At 69.6% G+C, this 16,591-nt stretch carries 16 protein-coding genes; 11 read left to right on the top strand and 5 right to left on the bottom strand.

Annotated features, from left to right (window positions below):
* Positions 1-215: 215 nt before the first annotated feature.
* The 9 genes from rpoN to D7W79_RS07305 all read left to right on the top strand — a co-directional run bounded on the left by rpoN (position 216) and on the right by D7W79_RS07305 (position 8,287).
* Positions 216-1,736 (top strand): RNA polymerase factor sigma-54, encoded by a 1,521-nt coding sequence (gene rpoN, locus D7W79_RS07345; protein WP_120524620.1) that lies wholly within the window; start codon positions 216-218, stop codon positions 1,734-1,736.
* Positions 1,737-1,796: 60 nt separating this feature from the next.
* Complete coding sequence (locus tag D7W79_RS07340; RefSeq protein WP_208729658.1) at positions 1,797-2,447, top strand: GNAT family N-acetyltransferase; 651 nt, start codon at positions 1,797-1,799, stop codon at positions 2,445-2,447.
* A gap of 16 nt (positions 2,448-2,463) precedes the next feature.
* Positions 2,464-3,252, top strand: coding sequence for a hypothetical protein (locus D7W79_RS07335; RefSeq protein WP_147441829.1), 789 nt, complete (start codon positions 2,464-2,466; stop codon positions 3,250-3,252).
* Positions 3,253-3,371: 119 nt separating this feature from the next.
* Positions 3,372-4,253, top strand: coding sequence for an SDR family oxidoreductase (locus D7W79_RS07330; RefSeq protein ID WP_120524617.1), 882 nt, complete (start codon positions 3,372-3,374; stop codon positions 4,251-4,253).
* 226 nt (positions 4,254-4,479) lie between these two features.
* The gene (gene hpf, locus D7W79_RS07325) at positions 4,480-5,142 is read left to right on the top strand and encodes a ribosome hibernation-promoting factor, HPF/YfiA family (protein ID WP_120524616.1); all 663 of its coding nucleotides are present in this window, start codon (positions 4,480-4,482) and stop codon (positions 5,140-5,142) included.
* A gap of 199 nt (positions 5,143-5,341) precedes the next feature.
* Positions 5,342-5,803, top strand: a complete 462-nt coding sequence (locus D7W79_RS07320) for a PTS sugar transporter subunit IIA (protein ID WP_120524615.1) — start codon at positions 5,342-5,344, stop codon at positions 5,801-5,803.
* A 25-nt stretch (positions 5,804-5,828) separates the two neighbouring features.
* Positions 5,829-6,674, top strand: a complete 846-nt coding sequence (locus D7W79_RS07315) for a hypothetical protein (RefSeq protein ID WP_120524614.1) — start codon at positions 5,829-5,831, stop codon at positions 6,672-6,674.
* Between the two features lie 51 nt (positions 6,675-6,725).
* Complete coding sequence (locus D7W79_RS07310) at positions 6,726-7,826, top strand: alpha/beta hydrolase family protein (RefSeq protein ID WP_120524613.1); 1,101 nt, start codon at positions 6,726-6,728, stop codon at positions 7,824-7,826.
* A complete protein-coding gene (locus tag D7W79_RS07305) occupies positions 7,826-8,287 on the top strand; it encodes a WapI family immunity protein (protein ID WP_120524612.1) in 462 nt (153 codons plus the stop codon). The genes D7W79_RS07310 and D7W79_RS07305 overlap by 1 nt, the downstream gene beginning before the upstream one ends.
* Before the next feature lie 114 nt (positions 8,288-8,401).
* Here D7W79_RS07305 and dtd read toward each other — a convergent pair whose 3' ends face one another.
* The 4 genes from dtd to D7W79_RS07285 all read right to left on the bottom strand — a co-directional run bounded on the left by dtd (position 8,402) and on the right by D7W79_RS07285 (position 12,439).
* Positions 8,402-8,863: a D-aminoacyl-tRNA deacylase gene (gene dtd / locus D7W79_RS07300; RefSeq protein ID WP_120524611.1), complete on the bottom strand. Its 462-nt coding sequence runs from the start codon at positions 8,861-8,863 to the stop codon at positions 8,402-8,404.
* Positions 8,864-8,911: 48 nt separating this feature from the next.
* On the bottom strand, positions 8,912-9,745 hold the full coding sequence (locus D7W79_RS07295; RefSeq protein ID WP_120524610.1) for an ABC transporter permease: 834 nt from the start codon (positions 9,743-9,745) through the stop codon (positions 8,912-8,914).
* Positions 9,742-10,656, bottom strand: a complete 915-nt coding sequence (locus D7W79_RS07290) for an ABC transporter permease (protein WP_120524609.1) — start codon at positions 10,654-10,656, stop codon at positions 9,742-9,744. The genes D7W79_RS07295 and D7W79_RS07290 overlap by 4 nt, the downstream gene beginning before the upstream one ends.
* 205 nt (positions 10,657-10,861) lie before the next feature.
* A complete protein-coding gene (locus D7W79_RS07285) occupies positions 10,862-12,439 on the bottom strand; it encodes an ABC transporter substrate-binding protein (RefSeq protein WP_244221637.1) in 1,578 nt (525 codons plus the stop codon).
* Positions 12,440-12,613: 174 nt separating this feature from the next.
* Here D7W79_RS07285 and dacB point away from each other — a divergent pair, with 174 nt between their 5' ends.
* Together dacB and D7W79_RS07275 are read left to right on the top strand one after the other, a co-directional pair.
* Entirely contained in the window at positions 12,614-14,851 is a 2,238-nt protein-coding gene (gene dacB, locus D7W79_RS07280; protein WP_120524637.1) for a D-alanyl-D-alanine carboxypeptidase/D-alanyl-D-alanine endopeptidase, read from the top strand.
* A 262-nt stretch (positions 14,852-15,113) separates the two neighbouring features.
* Positions 15,114-15,632 carry a single-stranded DNA-binding protein gene (locus D7W79_RS07275; RefSeq protein ID WP_120524608.1) on the top strand — a complete coding sequence of 173 codons (519 nt, stop codon included), beginning with the start codon at positions 15,114-15,116 and terminating at the stop codon, positions 15,630-15,632.
* 91 nt (positions 15,633-15,723) lie between these two features.
* Here the strand turns inward: D7W79_RS07275 and D7W79_RS07270 are convergent, their stop codons facing one another.
* Entirely contained in the window at positions 15,724-16,407 is a 684-nt protein-coding gene (locus D7W79_RS07270) for a succinate dehydrogenase/fumarate reductase transmembrane subunit (RefSeq protein WP_120524607.1), read from the bottom strand.
* Positions 16,408-16,591 lie beyond the last annotated feature (184 nt).

Genomic DNA, 16,591 nt, shown 5'->3' with positions numbered 1-16,591 from the left:
TGAAGTTGGCCCCACTTTTGCGTCGACGTTTGAACATCAGCCAGGCAGGCGGGGGTTGTGGCAACCTGTCGGATTTCCAGCGGATTTTTCACGCTGCAAATCAGAAACCATGCGCTGGGGCACTGGACGTGGCCGGGGGTCCTTGTTAGGTTGGCACGGTCCTTGATTGGAACCTCCCATCAAGTGGCCCGCATGCCTTCCGGAGACGCCCCCACATGGCGATGGAACTCAAACAGAGCCTGAAGCTCGCGCAGCAGCTGGTGATGACGCCCCAGCTGCAGCAGGCCATCAAGCTCCTCCAGCTCTCGCGAATGGAGCTCCTGGACCAGGTCCGTGAGGAGATGGAGCAGAACCCCCTGCTGGAGCAGCCCGAGGAGGGCATGCCCGGCGAGGTGAGCGAGAAGGAGCCTGGCGAGGCCTCGCTCGAGGCAGACAACGCCGAGGTCGCCCGCGACGTGGACCTCCCGTCGGCGACGCCGGAGAACGCCCAGGAGTTCAAGGCGGACGGCGAGGGCCCCCCGGAGATTGACTGGGAGTCCTACCTCAACAGCTACCAGTTCAACGAGCCCACCACCGCCTCCAACAAGGGCAACGTGGCCACGGACGACCTGCCGTCGTTCGAAGCCAACATGGTGAAGAAGGAGGACCTGGTCGACCACCTCCAGGAGCAGCTGGGCACGCTGCGGCTCAACGAGGCCGAGCGCCGCGTGGCGGTGCTCATCCTGGGGAACCTGGACGACGACGGCTACCTCAAGCTGCCGGAGATTGAAGGCGACCCGCTCATCCGCCTGTCCAACGAGGCGGACGTGCCCATGCACGTGGCCGAGCGCACCCTGCGCCGCATCCAGAACCTGGAGCCCCGGGGCTGCGGCGCGCGCGACCTGCAGGAGTGCCTGCTCATCCAGCTGCAGGCGATGAAGGACCCGAACGCGGCGCTCCTGGGCCTCATCATCAAGCGCCACATGAAGTACCTGGAGAGCAAGAACCTCCCGGCCATCGCCAAGGACCTCAAGGTCACCCTGGACGAAGTGGTCGCGGCGGCGAAGCTGCTCCCCAAGCTGGATCCGCGGCCGGGCCGCAACTTCAGCGGGGATGACGCGCAGTACATCACCCCCGACGTCTTCGTCTACAAGCTGGGGGACGAGGACTACACCGTGGTCCTCAACGACGACGGCCTGTCCAAGCTGCGCATCTCCGGCATGTACCGGAACGCGCTCAAGACGGGCGCGGTGAGCCCCGGGCAGACGAAGGAGTTCATCCAGGACAAGCTGCGCAGCGCGATGTGGCTCATCCGCTCCATCCACCAGCGGCAGCGGACCATCTACAAGGTCACCGAGAGCATCGTGAAGTTCCAGCGGGACTTCCTGGACAAGGGCATCGCGCACCTGAAGCCCCTCATCCTGCGCGACGTGGCGGAGGACATCGGCATGCACGAGTCCACCGTCAGCCGCGTCACCACGAGCAAGTACGTCCACACGCCGCAGGGCATCTTCGAGCTGAAGTACTTCTTCAACTCGTCCATCGCGCGCGTGTCCGGCGAGGACACGGCCAGCGAGGCCGTGAAGCACCACATCAAGCAGCTCGTGTCGCAGGAAGACCCGCGCAACCCGTACTCGGACCAGAAGATCGTCGAGCTGCTGCGCTCGCAGGGCACCGAGATCGCCCGCCGCACGGTGGCCAAGTACCGCGAGGTGCTGGGCATCCTCCCGAGCAGCAAGCGCAAGAAGTACTTCTAGCGCCGCTGGTCCAGCCGGTTTGTCGGAACCGGCCCTGCACGCCAGGGCCGGGGTTGGGGCATGAAGCGGTCCATGGACCCCGTGCCCCCCACCGATGTCGGCGTTCCCCGCCGTGACCCCGTGCCGCTCGTCGTCCCGCCCGTCACCCTGGAGGGGCGGACGGTGCGGCTGGAGCCCCTGACCCCGGAGCACGTGCCCGGGCTCGCGGCGGTGTGCGAGCCAGACATCTTCGCCCACTTCTCGCGAGTGCTGCGCACGGAAGCGGACGTGGCGGACTACGTCGCCGCCGCGCTGAAGGCGACCGCCGCGGGCACCGAGCGGCCCTTCGTCATCCGCGAGCAGGCAGGCGGCGCGGTGGTGGGCACCACGCGATACCTGGACATCTCGCGCGAGTACCGCACGCTGGAGATCGGCTCCACGTGGCTCGCGCGGCGGGTGTGGCGCTCGCGGGTGAATACCGAGTGCAAGTTCCTGCTCCTCACGCACGCCTTCGAGACGCTGGGCGTGATGCGCGTGCAGCTCAAGACCGACCGGCGCAACGTGCGCTCGCGTGCCGCCATCGAGCGGCTGGGCGCCACCTTCGAGGGCATCCTGCGCAACCACATGCTGGTGCGCGGCGGCGTGGTGCGGGACAGCGCGTACTACGGGTTCATCGACACCGAGTGGCCCGGCGTGAAGGCGCGGCTCGAAGGACTGCTGGCGCGGGAGTGATAGGGTGCCGGCCGCCATGACCCTCATTGCACCGAGCCCGCGTCGAACCGTTTCCCGCCTCACCATCCTGGGGGCGCTCGTGGCGCTCACCGGGTGTGGTGGAGGCGAGACGAAGGTGATGACGCTGGCGGAGCTCGCGGACCGCTCGCTCACCTTCGCGCTGGCGGACGTGGACGACGCGGAGACGCCGGACGCGCAGGGCGCGCACCGCTTCACCGTCAGCTACTCGGTGACGGCGGACGGCCCGTGCTCGCGCTTCGCGGACGACGTCACGGCCACCTTCAACGGCGAGCCCATGACGCTGGTGCCGGGCGGCGCGTCGGACGTGGGGGGGCGCGCGGAGGCGTGCGAGAACAGCCGCGCCTACTTCAACTTCGACCCGGCCGCCTGGGGCCGCCAGCCGGTGGAGGACATCACCGTGCAGCTCCAGGACGCCAGCAGCACCGTGCGCCTGGGGGTCCTCAAGGCCAAGGCCAAGCGCAAGTTCACGTTCCAGGGCGAGGGCACCCCGGACAAGCTGCGCGTGGGCCAGTCCTATGCCTTCCTCTGGGAGCCCGCGACGGAGGTGCCCGGCCCCGTGGAGGCGCTGCTCCTGCGCGAAGGGGGCAGGGCGCCCGGCGTGCTCAACGTCACGCAGGACGGCAACAAGGCCACCATCGACATCCCCGCCGGCACCCCGCAGGCGAACCACACCCTGACCCTGGGCGCGGACCTGGAGGGCAGCGTGGGCGAGTGCACGGGCGTCGCGTCGTGCTCGGGCGCCATCTTCCACTCGCAGGACTTCGTGCTCTCCGTGGTGCCCTGAGGTTCTCCGGAGCCTCCCGGGCCGCCAGGCGCAGGCCGGGCAGGCGACCTGCGCGTGATTGCCGCGCCTCGCCATCACCTCCACCCTGAGGGAACGCCTTTTCCCCACGGAGTGATGACATGGCCCGCAATCCCGATCCCCGTAGCGCAGGTCCCAAGCCGCCCTTTCCCGAGCAGACGCAGTCCGCGCCGGGCCACGAGGGCGCCATGTCCCCGGAGCCCGACTACGGCGAGCAGTCGTACAAGGGCTTTGGCCGGCTGCAGGACCGCGTCGCGCTGGTGACGGGCGGCGACAGCGGCATTGGCCGCGCGGTGTGCCTGGCCTTCGCGCGCGAGGGCGCGGACGTGGCGTTCGCGTACCTCAACGAGGGCGACGACGCGAACCACACCCGCCGCGTGATTGAAGGCTCCGGGCGGCAGGCGCTGGCGCTGGCGGGCGACATGGCGCTGGAGGCCACCTGCAAGCGAATCGTCGAGGACACGGTGAAGAAGTTCGGCCGCATCGACGTGCTCGTGAACAACGCGGCCTACCAGGGCAAGGCGGTGGAGAAGTTCGAGGAGCTGGACGCGGAGCGCGTGGAGCGCACCTTCCGGGTCAACATCCTCGCGATGTTCCACCTGGTGAAGTACGCGCTGCCGCACATGAAGCCGGGCGCGACCATCATCAACACCGCGTCCATCCAGGCGTATCAGCCCTCGGCCGAAATCCTCGACTACGCCTCCACGAAGGGCGCCATCGTCGCCTTCACCAAGGGCCTGTCGCAGGAGCTCATCGGGCGGGGCATCCGGGTGAACGCCGTGGCGCCGGGCCCGGTGTGGACGCCGCTCATCCCGCAGTCCTTCGACGCGCAGAAGGTGAAGGAGTTCGGCAAGAACTCCCCCGTGGGCAGGCCCGCGCAGCCCGCGGAGCTGGCGCCCTCCTACGTGTTCCTCGCGTGCGACGAGTCGCGCTTCGTCAACGGCGACATCCTGGGCGTCACCGGAGGCATGTTGCTGGCGTGAGGACCACGCACGGGGTGTGGGGGAGACCGGACCGGAAAATGGGACCCGGGTCGGAATCCCCACCGGGTGCCATGCAGCGGACACCAGACGTGTCCTATTGCGGTCGCTTTCGCGAGCGCGAGCCGTGAACGGGAAGTTCCAACCTGGGGGGCCGGGTTGCTTTCGGCGTGGGCTCCGTTTCTGATCTGTGACGGAGCTTACCTCTCTCCCTAGGAGGCGGCCACGCATGCAGCTCAACATCACCTTCCGTCAGTTCGGAGCGTCGGATTCCCTGAAGGAGTACGCCCGTGAAAAGGTCGATCGGGTGAACCGACTGCTGGACCGGGCTGGTGAGGCCCACGTCGTGCTCTCGTTGGAGCGCCACCTGCACCACGCGGACATCACCATCCACTCCGGCGCCTGGATCCTCCGGGGGCGTGAGAAGAGCGATGACATGTACGCGTCCATCGACCTGGCGATGGACAAGATCGAGCGCCAGCTGCGCCGCTACCGCGACAAGCTCAAGTCGCACCACGGCAAGGAGAAGGTCCACCACCGCCAGGACCTGGTGAACAACCTCAAGGTCCGCCACGACGTCTTCGAGGTCCACGATGAGGAGGCCGCCGAGGCGTCCGCGCCCGTCGCCCTCCAGTCCGCCCCCGCCGCCGAGCCCCGGCAGCCGGTGGCCGAGTCGGGCGTCGCCCGGCTGGTGCGCACCACGCACCTGGCCATCCAGTCGCTGTCGGTGGACGACGCGGTGATGCAGATGAACTTGATGAACAACGACTTCTACGTGTTCCAGAACCAGCAGTCCCAGGCGCTGTCCATCGTCTACCGCCGCAAGGAGGGTGGGTTCGGCCTCATTGAACCGCACCTGCCCGAAGCTCCGGTGGCCGCCACCGGCACCTGAGCGCCGGCCGGCCAAACCAGGGACCGGGTCCGGGGCTTCCCCCCGGGCCTGGGCCCGGGCCCGGCCTCGGCACCGGGCTGACGCGCAGTGAGCGAAGCGCCTGCCACCGCCCAGGCGACCCTTGCGCGAATTCAGTGTGAGGAGTAATTGCCGGCCGAGGAATCATTGCCGGCCCGGAGCGCCAAGTGCGGGAGCGCCATTGAGAATCGCCGATTTCCTCAGCCCCCAGGCGGTCGTCGCGGACATGCAGTCCCGCACGAAACCGGAGGTGCTGCGCGAGCTGAGTGCCACGTTGGCCCGGGCGCACCCGAATCTGCGCGAGGACCGGCTGGTGGCGGTGCTCCAGGAACGCGAGAAACTGGGCAGCACGGGCATTGGTGAAGGCGTGGCCATTCCGCACGGCAAGCTGGCGGGCATGGACAGCCTCCAGGCGGCCTTCTGCGTGTCGCGCACGGGGGTGGACTTCGAATCCATCGACGGCAAGCCCACGCACCTGTTCTTCGCGCTGGTGGCGCCGGAGAACAGCGCCGGGGTGCACCTGAAGGCGCTGGCGCGCATCTCGCGCCTCTTCAAGAACCCGCGCTTCCGGGCGGCCATCCTTGAGGCGCCCACGGCCGCGGACATCCACGCCCTCATCGTCCAGGAAGACGCGCGGCCCTGACGGCCGGACAGGAAGGACGCCCCGCATGGACGTCGTCCTGCGCCCCATCAACGACCGCTTCTTCCACGAGCAGGTCCTGCCCTTCTTCACGCGCGCCATGGGGGATGCCGCCGGCGCGCTGGAAGCCCTCTCCAACCACCTGGGTGACGCGCAGGCGTTCACGCTCTGCCAGCGGCTGGCCTCGTCGGCGCTGCCGGGGGGCGTGGGGTCGGTGGACTCGGACGGGTGGATGGACCTGGTGGACCGGCTGGTGTTCCAGCCCTGGCACGAGGCGCCCGGCGGCTGGGAGGTGGGCGGTTCCCCCGGCGGCTACGCGGACGAATGGGACGAGGCGCTGAACCTGGCGCTGATGGTGGAGGACCCGACCTATCCCTACTGGGACACGCGGGCGGCGCGCACGGTGCGGGACAACTTCCGCAGGCGTCCCCCGGGCGAGCAGGGGCTGGCGTCGCTCCTGGCCGGGCAGTGGGACCCCTTTCCGGACTTCCCCCCGGACCGCGTCTTCGTCACGCAGGGCCGGGGCGAGTACGCAGTCCGCGAGCGCTTCGCCTTCGCGGACTGGGCCTGGCGGCCGGCGAAGACGGTGGTGCACTGGCAGGTGAACCTGCCGCGCAAGCTGGAGCGGCTGCTGGCGCGCGAGCAGGAGCGCATGAAGCTGCCGTCGCTGCCGGAGCGCGACGAGGTGCTGGGCTACTGGACGGGCCGGCTGCCCCAGCCGCCGCCCTTGTCCGTGCTGTTCTCCGGCCTGGGCCCCAACGCGGCCACGTGGATCCGCGAGCTGGGCGCGCTCACGCTGCACCTGCGCACCGCCGCGCAGACGAAGCAGGGTCTGGCCGCGCTGGTGACGCGCGGGACCACCGTGCGGCTGTGAGCCGCTGAGCCCCTTTCCCTGCGTCGCCGTTCGCGGCCATGCTTCGGGGCCATGGTCCGTTTGCTCGCTCCAGTGGGTGCCGTGCTCCTCGTCTCCGCGGCGCTGCTGGCGGGGGGCTGTTCCTCTTCGAAGAAGGCGGCGGAGGCACCGCGCACGGACCACGCAGCGCTCTACGGAGCGGATGCGGCGTACGCGGTGGGCGTCACGCAATCGCTGACGTACGAGGACGCGGTCCGCCACCGCACGCTGAAGCCGCTGGTCTGGTATCCGGTGGCGCCCGGCACGCCGATGGACAACCGCGCGCCGTCGGACCTGTTCAAGCCCTTCTACGGCGCGAAGGACGCACCGCTGTCGGACGCGCGCGAGCGCTGGCCGGTGGTGCTGCTGTCGCACGGGAGCGGCGGCTCGCTGATGGACCTGTCCTGGTTCGGTGCGAACCTGGCGGCGCACGGCTTCGTCGTCGTGGCGGTGAACCATCCGGGCAACACCTACGGCGACACCAGCCCGGAGGGCTTCGCGCGCGCCTACGAGCGCCCGCGGGACTTCACGGTCATCCTGGACCACCTGCTGAAGGACCCGAAGTGGGGGCCGCGCGTGGATCCGGAGCGCATCGGCGCGACGGGGCACTCCATGGGCGGCTACACGGCGCTGGCGCTGGTGGGGCTGAACCTGAACCTGGAATGGATTGAGAAGCGCTGCAAGACGCCGGGCACCCGCGAGGAGATTGGCTGCGAGGGCCTGCGCGACGTGGACTACCGCCGCATCGACATGAAGCAGTCGCGAGCGTCGTACCTGGACCCGCGAGTGAAGGCCGCGTTCGCGATGGCGCCTGGGATGGCCGCTTCCTTCGAGGCGCGGGACACCGCAGACATCCAGAAGCCCGTGGAGCTGGTGCTCGCGAAGGGCGACGAGTTGATGCCGCACGAAGCGCACGGCATGCATCTGGCTGGGCTGCTGCCGCCCGCGACCACGACGACGGTGGTCCTGGACGACGCGGGCCACTTCTCCTTCCTGCCCGAGTGCTACCCGAAGGGCTTCGAGGTCATCGCGATGCTGTGCGGCGACCCGGTGGCGGGGACACGGCCGGCCTCGCATGCGCGCACGAACGCGGAGGGCGTGGCCTTCTTCCGCCGCACACTGGACGTGCGCTGATGTTCTTCGAGGACAGGAACGGAGACCGCTTCGGGCTTCGCATCGTGGGGTATGAGTTCCCTGCGGGCCAGGGTGCGGAGAACTGGCTGAACATCGAGATCGACGCGGCCTTCTCCTCCGTCGAGTGGAAGGCCATCGACCCGGCGCTCGAGACCTTCGAGGTGGCGAGCCTCGCGGACTGGTTGGATGCGCTCGCGGCCGGGACCTCCACGCAGGAGGCTCTGCTCTTCATCGAACCCAACCTGGTGTTCGAGCGGCTCGCCGGCGACGGGAACGAAGTCCGCGTGCGCGTCCGGGTGACGGGCGAGCTGCGGCCCCGGCCAGACATTCATCCGTCGTCCAGGACGGAATTGAGCGCGGACTTCGCGCTTGACGCGGATGCGCTGAGGCGAGCCTCACGGTCCCTGCGCGAGCAACTCCAGTGCTTCCCACCTCGTGAGGAGTCCGAGCCCGAGGACTGAGCCTTAGGAGCGATGACTGGAGGCTCCCGTGCCGTCCGAGCAGTCGAAACCTGTCCGACAGTCGTACAGGTTGGGACCAGCCCGGGTGGAAGGACAGCCTGGATGCCCGGGGGCTCAGGCCGGTGCCGCGGCCTTCGGCGGGCTCTCCAGCAGGATGGTGACGGGCCCGTCGTTGACGAGCGCGACCTTCATGTCCGCGGCGAAGATGCCGGTGCCCACGGTGAGGCCGCGCTGGCGCAGCGCTTCACAGGCGCGCTCGTAGAGGGCCTTCGCGGCGACGGGCTCCATCGCGTCGATGAAGCTGGGCCGGCGGCCCTTGCGCGCATCGCCGTAGAGCGTGAACTGGCTGACGACGATGAGGTGCTTGGAGGTGTCCTCCAGCGACAGGTTCATCTTGCCGTCGGCGTCCTCGAAGATGCGCAGCGTGGCCAGCTTCTCCACCATCCACGTCAGGTCCGCGTCGGTGTCGCCCTTGCCTACGCCCAAGAGGACGAGCAGGCCCGGGCCCATCTCGCTCACGCGCTGGCCGTCCACCGTCACCGACGCTTCCAGGACCCGCTGCACCACGGCCTTCATGCGTTACCTCCGTCCTGCTTCCTGCCAGGGACGCCCGGGGCCTTCAAGTCACCGGCCCTCGTGGCGAGGATCCATCGCGTCGCGCAGGGCATCGCCCAGGAGGTTGAAGCCCAGCACGGTCAGCGCCAGCGCGATGCCGGGGAAGAGGGCCACATGTGGCGCCACCAGCAGGTACTGCGTCCCCTGGTCCACCAGCGCGCCCCACGACGGCGTACCCGGGGGGACCCCCAGTCCCAGGAAGCTCAGCGACGCCTCCGCGACGATGGCGCCCGGCAGCGCGAAGGTCGCCTGCACGAGGAGCGGGCCCACCGCATTGGGCAGCAGGTGCCGCACGAGGATGCGGCCCGGACCGCTGCCCAGGGCCCGAGCAGCCTGCACGTAGTCGCGCTCACGCAGGGTGAGCACCTGTCCGCGCGTCAGCCGCGCGTAGCCTGTCCATCCAGTGAAGGAGAGCGCGAACACGACGTTCGCGAGGCTGGGGCCCAGCACGGCGGTGATGAACAGCGCCAGCAGGATGCCAGGGAAGGCGAGCAGCACGTCCACCAGCCGCATCAACGCCTCGTCCACGAGCCCGCCCGCATGGCCCGCGATGCCGCCCAGCGTGATGCCCACCGCGGCGGACAGCACCACGGCGAAGAAGGACACCTCCAGCGACACGCGAGCGCCGTAGAGCACATGGGTGAGGACGTCGATGCCGTTCTCTCCCGTGCCCAGCAGGTGTCCGGAGGTCGGGCGAGACAGCTCGCGCGTGAGGTCGATGGCGTCCGGCGAGTGGGGGCTGAGCCACGGCGCGAACAGCGCGGTGAACACCCAGAGGCACGCGACGGCGAGTCCGAACCGGGCGCCCCAGGAGTTCAGGCGGAAGCGATGGGCCACGCTCATGAGCGCCTCCGCACGCGCGGGTCGACCCACGCATAGGCCATGTCCGTGAGCGTGTTGACCAGGACGTAGCAGAAGGTGAAGAGGAGCACCGTGGCGCGCACGGTGTTGTAGTCGCGCTTCTCGATGGCGGTGAGCAGCAGCGTGCCCATGCCCGGCCACGCGAACACCTTCTCCGTCACGATGGCACCGCCCAGCAGCGCGCCGAACTCCAGGCCCAGCACGGTCACCAGCGGCAGCAGCGCGTTGCGGAACGCGTGCTTCCACAACACCACGCGAGGAGACAGCCCCTTGGCCCGGGCCACGGTGACGTAGTCCTCGCGCAGCGCTTCGAGCATCGTGGCGCGAGTCATCCGGGCGAGGAACGCGGCCAGCGCGGTGCCCAGCGTGAACGCGGGCAGCACCAGGTGCCGCCACGACTCCGCGCCGGACACGGGCAGCCAGTCCAGCTTCAGCGCGAAGAGGATGATGAGCACCGGCCCCAGCCAGAAGCGGGGCAGGGCGACACCCGCCACGGACACCCCCATCGCCGCCGCGTCCACCGGAGTTCCACGCCGCGCCGCCGCCATCACGCCCAGGGGCAGCGCCAGCACCAGCGACACAGCCATCGCCGCCAGCGTGAGCAACAGCGTGTACGGCAGCGCCGCGCCCAACGCTGGAAGCACCTTGCGCTGGAACGGAGGCAGAGACGTGCGCAGCTCCCCAGTGGCCAGGTCGCGAGCGAACGTCCAGAGCTGCGCGTACCAGGGAAGGTCCAACCCCACGGCCTGCCGCAGCGCCGCGCGGTCCACCTGCGTCGCCTGCTCTCCCAGCATCACGTCCACCGGATCACCGGGCACGAGGTGCAGGAACAGCGACACCAGCAGCAGCGCACCGACCATCGCGATGAGCGCGGACACGAGCCTACGGCTCATGGAGTGCTCCCGGACGGCACGGGCCACGCCCGCAGTGGCGGCACCTGGGGGCGCGTGTGCTCCGAGCGATGAAGCTTCAGAGCGATGCCCGCATGCCGCGCGCGTGCGGTGGCTGCGAGGAGGGGACGCTTGCCCATGGCATCCTTCCGCTCGTGTCTTCTGCGCCGTTCCGCGGTCACCCGCACGATGAACTTCACCCCCCAGCTCACGGCGTGCTCCCCTGCTCGGGCGTCACTTCGCGCGCCTTCGCCAGCGGCAGCAGCAATCCGTGCGCGCTGGGCTCGAAGTCCGCGAGCCGCGAGGACACCACCGCGACGCTCGCCTCGTGCCACAGCGGAATGACGGGCAGGTCCGCGTCCAGCTCCCGCTGCGCCTCCGCGTAGAGCACTCGCCGCTCCTCCCTCGACGCCTGTGTCGCCGCGTCCAGCAGGCGGTCCAGCGCCGGGTCCTTCAGCGCGCCCCGGTTGAACCCGCCCCAGTGGTTCTCCGGCCCGGGGATGTTCGCGGAATGGAACGCGCCTCGGAGCAGGTCCGGCTCCATCACGGCGGCCCACTTCAACGTGAACAACTCGAAACGTCCCCGGCGCACGTCCTCGAAGAACGTCCCGAACTCCAGCGCCCGCACCTCCACCGCCACGCCGCCCTTCGCCAGCTGCTCCTTGAGCACCAGGGCCACCGCGCGCCGGAAGCGGTCCGTGCTCGTCTTGAACGTGAAGGACAGCCGGGGCTTGCCTCCGGGCCCATCCGGATCCGGATACCCCGCCGCGTCCAGCAGCCGGGCCGCCTCCTCCGGCGCGTAGCCGCACCCGGGCGTGGCCGTGAACGCCCAGTGCTCGCGGGGCAGCATGCTGGACGCGGGCTCCGCCAGCCCGTGCAGCTTGTGCTCCACCAAGGGGCGCACGTCGATGAGGTGGCACAGCGCCTGCCTCACGCGCACGTCCGCGAGCGGCCCCTCCCGCAGGTTGAGCCCCAGGTACGTGAAGCCCGTGCCCGGCTTCGTCACCACGCGCAGGTGCGACGCCTGCCGGAGCGCGGGCAGCACCGCCGGGGACACGTTGTTCACCACCAGGTCCGCCCGGCCCTTGAGCAGCTCCAGCACCCGCGTCGTCTCGTCCCGCACCACCCGGAACGTCAGCCGCGACACGGCGGGCTTCCCTCCGTGCCAACCCTCGAAGGGAACCATCGTCAGGTGCTCCTCGTCCGGCCACGACTCGAACCGGAACGGGCCCGCGCCCACCGGGTGCGCGCCCTGCGCCTCGATGCCTCCCGGCCCCACGCGCTCCGAGGGCAGGATGGCCGCGGACAGCTCCGCGAGCAGCGGCGCATAGGGGCGCTTCAGGTGGAAGCGCACCGTGCGGGCATCCACCACCTCCACCCGGTCCACCGGCTCGTACCGCTCGCGCTTGGGGCTGCCCAGCTTCGGGTCCATGAGGGCGTCGAAGGTGGCCTTCACGTCCTCGGCGGTGAGGGCGCTGCCGTCGTGGAAGGTGAGCCCCGGGCGCAGGACGAACTCCACCACCGTCGCGGAAACGTCACGGAAGGACTCCGCCAGCTGGGGCACCGGCCGGCTGGCGTCATCGAAGGTGAGGAGCCCCGGACTGATGAGCTGCGCCAGCCGCTGTCCATGGGCCGTGAGGGCGAAGCGATCATCCAGGCTGTCCGGTGGGGCCTCCAACAACACCGTGATGCCCGCGGGCGGCGCCGGGGCCCGGCAGCCGGAGTCAAGCACCAGCGCCAGCGCGAGGACGAACACCCGGACGGCACGAAAGGGCAGGGGAGGCATGGGCGTCTGTCACGAGGTGGATGTCAGGCGGAGCCTCCATGCTGCGACAGCCTCCTTCCTGTTTCCAGGAAGCAGGCAGGCGGGCAGGGTAACAGCGGCCGAGCATTCACCCCCCACCCTTGCCGCCCCTTTCATCCCTTCTTCATAATGGATCGCGACTTCCCCGGAGCGTGCGTGCAGGTTTTTCGAACCAGACCCTTCTGGGCAGCGACCGCCATTGCCTTGTGGCTTCCTTCCGCCACCCTGGCCGCGTCGCCGTCCGCCGACAAAAAGGCTGAACGCGAAGCGCTGAAGAACGCGCTCGTTCAAGTGATGCAGCGCACGGCGCTCAAGAGCAGCCGCGTCGGCGTGCACATGCAGAGCCTGGATGACGGCTCCGTGGTGTTCAGCCACAACGCGGACGAGCTGCTCAACCCCGCCTCCAACGTGAAGCTCATCACGTCCTCCGCGGCGCTCGTCGCGCTGGGGCCGGAGTACCGCTACGAGACGGAGTTCCTCGTCGAGCCGGAGCTGCCGGCCGACGGCAAGGTCAAGACGCTCTACGTGCGCGGCAAGGGTGACCCGACCATCACCACCGAGCGCCTCTACGGCATCACCTCCGAGCTGCTCCACGCGGGCCTCAAGGAGGTGCAGGACATCGTCGTGGACGACTCCTGGTTCGACCCCGAGCGCACGCCGCCTGGCTACGACCAGGAGGACTCCGACCGCGCGTACATGGCGCCCACCGGCGCGGTGAGCCTCAACTGGAACGCCGTGGCCGTCTACGTGCGCTCCGCCCCCGGCGGCAAGGCCGTGGTGGACATGGAGCCGCCCAGCGACTTCTTCGTCGTGGACAGCACCGTCACCAGCGGCCCCGGCCGCGCGCGGCGCGTGTCCGTGAAGTCCGACGCGTTCGGTGAGAAGCAGAAGATCATCGTCAAGGGCCAGGTCCCTGACGAGCGCGGCGCCGTGAGCGTCTGGAAGAAGATCGACAGCCCGCCCATGTACTTCGGCGGCTCACTCAAGCAGTTGCTCGTGTCGCGCGGCGTGAAGGTGAAGGGCAAGGTGAAGCAGGGCCTGACGCCGTCGCGCGCGAAGGTCGTGCACGTGTCCCAGTCCGACACGTTCGACATCGTCCTCAAGCGCCTCAACAAGCTCTCCAGCAACTTCGTCGCGGAGACGCTGCTCAAGACCATGGGCGCGGAGCTGCGCGGCGCGCCGGGCTCGTTCGCCAAGGGCATCGACGTGGTGGAGGAGTTCCTGGAGCGCGACGTGGGCATCCCGCGCGGCACCTACGTGATGAAGAACGGCAGCGGTCTCAACGACGCCAACCGCTTCTCCACCGCGCAGGTGGACCGCCTGCTGCGCCACATGTACGAGCGCTTCCCGCTGGCGCCGGAGTACCTGTCCTCGCTGGGCATCGCCGGCAAGGACGGCACGCTCAAGTACCGCTTCGACGGCACGGACGCCGTGGGCCGGCTGCGCGCCAAGACGGGCACCCTGGAGGGTGTCTCCGCGCTCAGCGGCTACGTGCAGTCCGCGGGCGGGGAGAAGTTCTCCTTCTCCATCATGGTCAACGACTACGCGGGCCGCGCCGGTCCCGTCGTCGCGGGCATGGACGCGCTGGGCGCCGCTGTCGCCGCCACCGGCTCCACGCTGGGGCCGGGCAACGCGCTGGCCTCCCTCAATGAAGGCCAGAAGCCCCAGTCCGGCCTGCCGGACATCGCCAACCGCGTGAAGACCTACCTGGAGCTGGGCAAGCAGCGCGATCAACGCAACATCGGCTTCCTGCGCACCGCGTGGCGCAGCGAGCGCGACCCCGCCGTGCGCGCCGTGCTGGCGGAGAGCCTCTACCAGTCCAACCCGCACGACTACCTGGGCACGCGCACGCTGCTGGACAGCTACTCCGCCACGGACGACGTCTACGGCCGCCTGCGCCAGGTGGCCCACGCCCTGTCCGTGGGCGTGCCCGGCGTGAGCAGCATGGTGGAGCTGGCGTCCGGCGGAAACACGGAGGCCCTGGCCCGCGTGCTGGAGCTGTGCCGCGCGGCGGACGTCGCCCATGACGCGCAGGCGCAGGAGGAGCTGGTGGACGGCCTGGGCGAAGTGGCCCGCACCGCCCCCGAGGAGTTGGTGGCCACCCTGCGCGCCGCGAGCCCCGCCGAGCGCGACGCGACCGTGCCGCTGCTGGCCCAGGGTCTGGTGAAGGCCGGTGACACCACGCACCCGTTCTGGAAGTCCCTGCGCAAGCTGGGCTCCGGCGGGACCGACCCGCAGCTCGTCGCCTTCGCCAAGGGGCTGGACTCCACGCTCACCACCAAGACGGCCGAGGCCCGGACCTCCCAGCGCGCCCAGCCCGTCCAGGTGGTCGCGCCCGCGTCCGCCACGCCCAACGTCGTGCCTGCCTCCGGGGTCCTCCGCCCGGGCGGGTAGTCCTCCTCACGCCGCGCCTTCCGCCCGGACGCCCGCCGTCCGGGCGGGCGTTCCGCTTCAGCCCTCCCCATCCCTCCCAAGTCCCTGGAATCCCTGGCGCTTGCCGCATGGGGAGCAGGCAGGCGTGCGTCCTGACCGCCCCTGGCCGGTTTCTCGCCAGGGGAATGTCAGTGGTGGATGCTATGGGCTGAAGGACCTGTCGGGGCGTGTGGCCCCGGAGGTTTGTTCCTGGCCCTTGAGGGGTCAGGTATCGGGAGGAAACATGGCTGGAGGCGTGAACAAGGTCATTCTCATCGGCAATCTCGGGGCGGACCCCGAGGTGCGCTTCACCCCGGGCGGTCAGGCCGTGGCGAACTTCCGCATCGCGACGAGCGAGAGCTGGAACGACAAGAACGGCCAGAAGCAGGAGCGCACCGAGTGGCACCGCATCGTCGTCTGGGGAAAGCTCGCGGAGCTGTGCGGCGAGTACCTCAAGAAGGGACGGCAGTGCTTCGTCGAAGGCCGTCTGCAGACGCGCGAGTGGATGGATAAGGAGAACAAGAAGAACTACACCACCGAGGTCGTCGCCACCTCCGTCACCTTCCTCGGCGGTCGTGACGCCGGTGAGGGCTACAGCGGCGGCGCGAGCAATGGCGGTGGGCGCCGGCAGCAGCAGGGCAACGGCGGCTACTCCCAGGGGCGTGACGACTACGGCCAGCCGCCTCCCATGGGCATGGACGACGGTGGCGGCATGAATGGTGGCGGCCACGGCGGCGCGGCGGACGAAGACATCCCGTTCTGACGCCTGGGGCCTCTGCCCTTGAAAAGCGAACCGGCCGCTCCTGGATGTCAGGGGCGGCCGGTCGTGTTTCCGGGCACTGCGCGCGGTGCGCTCAGCCGACGTCCAGGCCCGCCGGGCCGTACGCCGCGCCCGCCGTGTAGAGGGCGTAGATGGTGCCCCAGGACATGGCCAGCAGGATGAGGAAGATGAGGATGGAGATGGGCTCGAAGCGGCGCATGGAGCGGTCGCTCGCGAGGATGCCCCAGCCCATGCCGAAGGTCTGCAGGCCGTTGGCCAGGTGGTACGCGGTGCCCAGCGTGCCCAGCAGGTAAACCATCAGCGTGGGGCCGTGGTAGTGCATCTCCCGCGCGATATCCATGAAGGGCTCCGCGTGGCCCTCCACCAGGCGCGGGTGCAGGAACGCCAGCCAGATGTGCGCGCCCAGGAACGCGAGCACGCCCAGGCCGGCCACGCGCTGCACGATGTACTTGAGGTTGCCGTAGTTGTTGTAGGCGAGGTTGTTGGGCTTCATGCTGAAGATGCGCACCAGCCCCCACGCCGTGTGGATGAGCAGCGGCAGCATGACGATGATGAACGTGAACGCCTGGGCGAACGGGTTCGCGTACTCCGTCACCGACTTTTCCCACGCCGTCGCGCCGTAGAAGGCGGACAGGTTGTCCCACAGATGGTTGATGACCCAGATGCTCAGGGGCACCACGGCGAGGAACGAACCCAGCCGCGACTTCAAGAGGGGCGTCCGGTCGGTGATGGCTTCGGCGGTGGCTTGGGTGCTCATCGAGTCTCCAGCGGGGCGCGCGGATGGGTGGGGTGAGTGAACCCCCGCGAGCCCAAGTCAGGGCCTGGGTGGTACGGCCAACAGGCGGTTTATAGCCGTTCCGTCACGCGGGCTGGATTTCTTCCGCACCCGCCCGTGCCAGCCGCAAGACACCGACTCATAAGCCCTGGCGATGCCAGCCCCC

The organism is Corallococcus exercitus, assembly GCF_003611585.1.
Taxonomy (GTDB): Bacteria; Myxococcota; Myxococcia; order Myxococcales; family Myxococcaceae; genus Corallococcus; species Corallococcus exercitus.
This window is presented reverse-complemented; position numbering and strand designations above follow the sequence as displayed.